Genomic DNA, 6,597 nt, shown 5'->3' on the forward strand with positions numbered 1-6,597 from the left:
CGTGACCATGTCGAACTCGCGGTTCAGGATGCCCACGTAGGTCGAGTCGCCCAGCTTGTTGGCCGCGACCGCGGTGCCGAAGTACCGCCCGCTCTCGGCGGCGGACGCGCCCAACGTGGTGCCCGCGCTGGCCACGCTCGGCAGGACGACGGCCAACGCGCCGATCAGCCCGACCGCACCGGCCAGTGCCGCGACGCGTCGCGGCCCTCCTCGTGCCACCGGCCTGCCGGCTTCGGTGACAGCAGTTCTGGACATCACTTCCTCCAAGGGGACGACCGGACCGCGCCGGGCGGTGCACCGGCTCGGTTCGAAAGTTGCGATAGCGGACGTCGACGCTTTCGAAAACTAAAGCCGAAGATCGCGCGAGTCAAGGATTGAGATCACCTATAGAGACGCAACAATGCAGGTAGAGACCAAGGTAGTGCTGCTCGCACTACCTTCTGCGGCTTACGAAAGTATCGGAACCGAAGTCGGTAAGGTTCGGTCAGTCGCGCCGCGACCGGGTGCGATCGGCACGGGAGCACCGGCGTCGCGGCGGTCCGGCGCTCGTGACGCTCCGGGGCTGTGGCGGCTCCACACATCGGCGGGCGATGAAGAGTGGCGCGGTCCACCAGCGACGGACGGCCCGCGGGACTCCTAGCGTCGGCGTATCACCAGTGACCGCCATCACTCAACGTGGAGGATGCGCATGTCGGATCGTCGCCCTGTCCCGGCCGTCCGCGGTCCTGCCGCGACACTCGTCGCGGTGCTCGCCGTGGTGCTGGCCACCGCGGTCCACCTGGTCTCGTCACCACGACCCGCCGCCGCCGCGACCCTGCAGGAGGTCACGGGTTTCGGGACGAACCCCGGGAACCTCCAGATGTTCCGCTACGTGCCCGCCGGGCTGCCGGCGGGCCGCCCGGTCGTGGTCGCCCTGCACGGCTGCACGCAGAACGCCACGGGCTACGGCACGGCCACCGGCTGGTTGCAACTGGCCGACCGCTGGAAGTTCACCGTCGTCGCGCCGCAGCAGAAGTCCCAGAACAACGCCAACTCCTGCTTCAACTGGTTCGAGGCGGGCGACACCCGGCGCGGTTCCGGCGAGGCGTTGTCGATCAAGCAGATGGTGGACAAGGCCAAGCAGGACAACGGCGCCACGTCCGCGTACGTCAGCGGCCTGTCCGCGGGCGGTGCGATGACCGCGGTCATGCTCGCCACCTACCCGGACGTGTTCTCCGGCGGCGGCATCGTGGCCGGCCTGCCCTACCACTGCGCGACCTCGGTGGCGTCCGCGTTCGGCTGCATGAACCCGGGTACGAACCTCAGCCCCGCCCAGTGGGGCGACAAGGTCCGCGCGGCGTCCTCGCACTCCGGCCCGCGGCCGAAGGTGTCCATCTGGCACGGTACGGCGGACACGACCGTGCGCCCGCTCAACGGGACCGAACTGGTCGAGCAGTGGACCGACGTCAACGGCACCGACCAGACCCCGGACGTCAGCGACACCGTGGCCGGCTACCCGCACCGCGTCTACGGCGGCACGGTCGAGCACTACTCGATCACCGGCATGAACCACGGCCAGCCCGTCGACCCGGGTACCGGCGCCACCCAGTGCGGCAGCACCGCCGCGTACATGCTCGACGTCAACGCCTGCGCCGCCTACCACCTGGCCCGCTTCTGGGGCATCGACGGCGGCGGCACGGTCCCGACCGACCCCACCACGACGACCGACCGCCCGCCGTACACCGAGACGATCACCGCCACCGCGACGGACCACTACGTGGCCCAGCGGATCGACGTCGCCGAGTACAACACCCTGGGCGCCCGTCACGGCTACAACACGCCCTTCGCGCTGTACCGGTGCGGCGCGGACTGGACCGACAAGGCCGACTGCTCCGCGATCTGAGCGGGGCCGGCACGTCGGTCAGGGCAGGACGACGATCTTGCCGACGTGCCGGCCCTCGCGGAACCGCCGCTGCGCCTCGTGGACGGCGACGAGCTCGTGCCGCCCGGCGACGCGCGGGCTGACCGCACCGGCGCGAGCCGTCTCGACGAGCTGGGCGAAGTGCTCCCGCGTGTGCATGGACGAGCCGATCAGGGCGATGTTGTGCAGGTAGAGCCGGCGCAGGTCGAACGACACCACGGGTCCCGCGACCGCACCGGCGATCACCCACCGCCCGTCGTCGCGCACCAGCGGCAGCAGGGCGGCCAGTTCCGGACCACCGGCCACGTCGGCGACCGCGTCCAACCCGGACGGCACGAGCGACCGCACCTGCTCGGCGCCGTCGCCGGCGTCCCTGCTGACGACCCGGTCCGCACCGGCCTCGGCGACCGCGTCGGCCTTGGCGGAGCTGGTGACGGCGACGACGTGCGCGCCGCGCGCGGCGGCGAGCTGCACGAGCGCCAGGCCGACGCCACCGGACGCGCCGGTGACGAGCACCGTCTCACCGGCGCGCAGACCGGCGCGTTCGAGCATGCCCATCGCGGTGCCGTAGGCCACGGGCAGGCACGCGAGCTGGTCGTCGGTCAGCGGTGACGCCGAGACGTCGTGCGCCTGGTCGACCGGGACGACCACGCGCTCGGCGAAACCTCCGTCGGCCTCACTGCCGAGCAGCCCGACCGGCGGCGCGTGCGGGCCGCCGTCCCGGTAGATCGCCGGGTCGACCAGGACCCGCCGGCCCACCAGCTCGCGCGCCCACCGGGCCCGACCGCGTCGACCACGCCCGCGATGTCACCACCCTGCACGCGCGGGAACCGCAGCGGGCCACGCCACCCGGCCAGGGCGTCCGGCTGCCCGGGCAGGCCGTACGCGCCTTCCCTCGTCCAGATGTCGGTGTTGTTCACCGCCGCCGCCGTCACCCGCACCAGCACCTCGCCCTCACCGGGGACGGGAACGGGCCAGTCGTCGCGCACCTGGAGGGCGTCGAGCCCCCCGTGCCGGGTGAGCACGGCGGCGGTCATCGTCTGTTCCACCGTTCCCACCCTGACAGAAGTCGCGTGGTTCTTCAGGACGGGCGGGTGATCACCGCTGCGCGCCGAACCGTGAACGACCGGTTCCACCGGGCGAGCAACCTGTGGGCGCGTTGACGAGTCTCCACCGAGGTAGTGCGTTCACGACTGGGGAGGTCACGTGCGTCGAGCACGCTGGTTGGTGGTCGCCTTGCTGGCGGCCGGGCTGCTGAGCCCGGCAACGGCACAGGCGGCGCCGGTGGCCGGGGCACAGGCCCGCGCCATCACGTTGATCACCGGTGACAAGGTGGTCGTCGACGAGCAGGGGGCGCTCGTCCGCATCGAGGGTCGGCCCGGGGCGCGGTTCGTCCGGTACGTCGAAGAGGACCACCAGTTCGTCGTGCCGGAGGACGCGCTGGCGGAGCTGGCGCAGGACCGCGTGGACAAGCGGTTCTTCGACATCACGGCACTGCTCGACTTCGGCTACGACGACGCGAGGACCGACCGGATCCCGCTGCTCGCGGACGGGCTCCGGGCGTCGGCCGCGGTCGTGAAGTCCGAGGCCGCGCGGCGGTGGGCCGAGCGCCGGGTGGGCGTCCAGAGCGCGGGCAAGCTCTGGCTCGACGGCAAGGCGAGGATCACGCTCGACCAGAGCGTGCCGATGGTCGACGCGCCGGGCGCCTGGCAGGCCGGGTTCGACGGCGCCGGGGTCACCGTCGCCGTCCTGGACACCGGCTACGACCAGCAGCACCCGGAGCTGAAGGACATCGTGGTGGCCGCCGAGGACTTCACCGGCGAGGGCATCCAGGACAACGTCGGCCACGGCACGCACGTCGCGGCCACCGTCGCCGGGCGCGGCGGCACGTACAGCGGGGTCGCCAAGGGCGCGAAGCTCGCCATCGGACGGGTCTGCGGCACGTGGGGCTGCCCGGAGAGCGCGATCATCGCCGGCATGGAGTGGGCCGCCCGCGAGGTCAAGGCCAAGGTGGTCAACCTGAGCCTGGGCGGCGACCAGACCGACGGCTCCGACCCGCTGTCGCAGGCGGTCGACCGGCTCACCGCCGAGACCGGCACGCTGTTCGTGGTCGCGGCGGGCAACGACTACACCTACCGCAAGGTCTCCGCGCCCGCCGCGGCCGACGGGGCGCTGGCGGTCGCGAACCTCACCAAGCAGGGGCAGCTCAACGAGTCGTCCTCGCGCGGGCCGCGGTTCGGCGACTACGCGGTCAAGCCGGACATCGCCGCCCCCGGCACGGACATCGTGGCGGCACGGGCGAGCGGCACGCTGCCCGACGAGGCGGTCGGCGACCTGCACGCGCGGCTGACCGGCACGTCGATGGCCGCGCCGCACGTGGCGGGCGCCGCCGCGATCCTGGCGCAGCGCCACCCGACGTGGACCGCGCCGCAGCTCAAGGCGCACCTGATGGCGTCGGTCAAGCCGGTCGCGGACTCGCCCGACCACGTCGGCACGGGCTTGCTGGACGTGCGGCGCGCGGTCGGGCAGCCGGTGCGCGCGGACGTCGGCAGCCTCTCGTTCGGGCTGGTGGAGTGGCCGCACACGGCGGTGCGAGAGAAGACGATCACCTACCACAACGACGGCGACCAGCCCGTTACGCTGGAGGTCCGGCACGACCTGGGCGCCGACTTCACCGTGCCGTCGAACGTCACGGTGCCCGCGCACGGCTCCGCGCCGGTGGTCGTGCAACTGGACCCGCGCAAGGGTCTCGGCACGTTCTTCGGGCACGTGAAGGCGACCGCCGACGGCGTCAGCCTGACCACGTCGGTCGGCGCGTACGTGCAGGAGGAACGCCACGCGCTCACCGTCGAGGTGACCGGGCGCGACGGCAAGGCGCCGGCCAACGAGTTCCTGCTCCTGGTCGACCTGGCGAACGGGAGGTCGAGCACCCTCCCGCTGGACGCCGAGGGCCGCGGCACGATCAAGCTGCCGGTCTCCGACTACGCCGTGCTCGGCCGCGTCGAGCAGCACTCCGCGCTCGCGAGCTGGTACACGCCGATCTCGGTCACCGAGCTCGCGGGGAAGGTGTCGCTGGCAGCCGACGTGACCGTCCGGCTGGACGCCGCGCGGGGCGAGCCGATCACGGTCGACCTCGAGGACGGCGACGTGCGACCGCTGCACCGGGAGGTCGACCTGAGCGTGCCGATGGAGCCGGGCAAGACCTCCGGCGTCAGCGGTCCGGTCGAGGGCTCCACGCCGGTGTACGGCCTGGCGTTCGGCGACCCGTTGCCGCAGCTGTCCTACTCGACCACGCTCAAGGCCGCGCGGCCCAGGGTGGCGTTGGGCGGGTTCGGCCTGCCGGTGCGCTACGCCGACGCGAGCCCCCACTTCACGCCCGGCACGCGCAAGTTCCGCACGGCCCGGCGTGACGGTGACGTCAAGGGCGCGCTCGTGCTGGTCGACAGCGGCGACGAGGACATCTACACCTTGGCGCAGCAGCTGAAGGACGCGGGCGCGGCTGCTGTGCTGCTGCTCGGGCCGTTGCCGTTGCCGGGCGAGGCCCAGACGGCGTTGCCGGTGCTGTCGGCGTCCGACCACGGCGCGGCCCAGCTGCCGATCGGGCGCGAGGTCGAGATCCACGCGGTCGACTCGTCGCCGGTCAGCTACAACCTGTTCTTCCCCGAACAGGGCGTGCTGCCGGCCGGCAAGGCGTACCGGGTGGAGCGCGGCGAGCTGGCCGAGGTCAAGGCCCGCTACCGGTCCTCGGGCGGTGACGGCCTGGTCCGCCAGCGCCTGTACCCGATGGTGCGCGGCAACACCGTGAAGAGCCTCGGTGTGCTGCTGGACGAGGCGCTGGTCGCACCGGTCGCGCGCACCGAGTTCTACAGCGCGGGCCACGACATCGGCTGGTACCAGGAGGGTTTCATCGGCCGCATGTTCGGTGTGGACGCGCGCGACCCGATGGTCGGCATCTGGTCCGACCTCGAACCGGCCGTGTTCGAGCCGGGCAGGCAGTACCGGCGCGACTGGAACGCGGCGGTCGCCTCGCCCCGGCTCGGCGGGACGTCGGTCGTGCAGTGGGCGGCCGGTGGCGGCGTGACCCGCACCGCGAACGGCATCGAGGCGAGGATCTCGCCGTTCGCCACCGACCGCGCGGTCGAGTCCTGGTTGGCCAACGGCTACGGCAGCCTGGACCTCAGGCGGGACGGCGTCTCGCTCGGGTTCACCGGCGACCCGCGGCGGGGCCGGTGGGAAGTGCCCGCCGAGCCCGGCCGCTACGAGCTCTCCGTCGACGCAGCGCGCGGCGCGCCGCAGCTGGAGCTGTCCACGAACGTGCACGCGACGTGGGGCTTCACCAGCGCGGCCACGGCGGAGGGCAGGCTGCCGCTGTTGCAGGTGGACTACGAGATCCCGCTCGACCTGCGCAACAGCGCCCGGGCCGGGCTGCCGCTGCCGGTGCGGTTCACCGTGTCGCGGCAGGCGGGTGCGGGCAAGGCGACCGTGCGCGAGCTCAAGGCGTTCGCGTCGTTCGACGACGGCGCGACCTGGAAGCCGGTGAGGTCGATGGTGCCGGCGGGTGGGAAGCCCGGCGGGTACGTCTCGCTGCGGGTCGTCGCCTCCGACACGGACGGCAACACGGTCGACCAGACCGTCCTGCGGGCCTATCGCCTCTTGGCTTGATCACGGTGGCGGGGGGGGGGGGGGGGGTGGTGGGG

The 6,597-nt window shown here is 72.6% G+C and carries 4 protein-coding genes and 1 pseudogene; 2 read left to right on the forward strand and 3 right to left on the reverse strand.

The window, feature by feature from the left end; genetic code table 11:
• A pseudogene (locus tag ABTZ99_RS44235) lies at positions 1-255 on the reverse strand (hypothetical protein); the annotation flags it as partial.
• A 490-nt stretch (positions 256-745) separates the two neighbouring features.
• Here ABTZ99_RS44235 and ABTZ99_RS44240 point away from each other — a divergent pair.
• Positions 746-1,882 (forward strand): extracellular catalytic domain type 1 short-chain-length polyhydroxyalkanoate depolymerase, encoded by a 1,137-nt coding sequence (locus ABTZ99_RS44240; protein ID WP_499619143.1) that lies wholly within the window; start codon positions 746-748, stop codon positions 1,880-1,882.
• 18 nt (positions 1,883-1,900) lie between these two features.
• On the opposite strand, the gene ABTZ99_RS44245 is transcribed toward ABTZ99_RS44240, so the two are convergent.
• Together ABTZ99_RS44245 and ABTZ99_RS44250 are read right to left on the reverse strand one after the other, a co-directional pair.
• On the reverse strand, positions 1,901-2,551 hold the full coding sequence (locus ABTZ99_RS44245) for a zinc-binding dehydrogenase (RefSeq protein ID WP_499619145.1): 651 nt from the start codon (positions 2,549-2,551) through the stop codon (positions 1,901-1,903).
• Positions 2,503-2,949: an alcohol dehydrogenase catalytic domain-containing protein gene (locus ABTZ99_RS44250; protein WP_499619147.1), complete on the reverse strand. Its 447-nt coding sequence runs from the start codon at positions 2,947-2,949 to the stop codon at positions 2,503-2,505. The genes ABTZ99_RS44245 and ABTZ99_RS44250 overlap by 49 nt, the downstream gene beginning before the upstream one ends.
• 157 nt (positions 2,950-3,106) lie before the next feature.
• On the opposite strand from ABTZ99_RS44250, the gene ABTZ99_RS44255 reads away from it, so the two are divergent.
• Positions 3,107-6,562, forward strand: coding sequence for a S8 family serine peptidase (locus ABTZ99_RS44255; protein ID WP_499619148.1), 3,456 nt, complete (start codon positions 3,107-3,109; stop codon positions 6,560-6,562).
• Positions 6,563-6,597: the final 35 nt, after the last annotated feature.

The organism is Actinosynnema sp. NPDC002837 (assembly GCF_040295345.1).
Classification (GTDB): Bacteria; Actinomycetota; Actinomycetes; order Mycobacteriales; family Pseudonocardiaceae; genus Actinosynnema.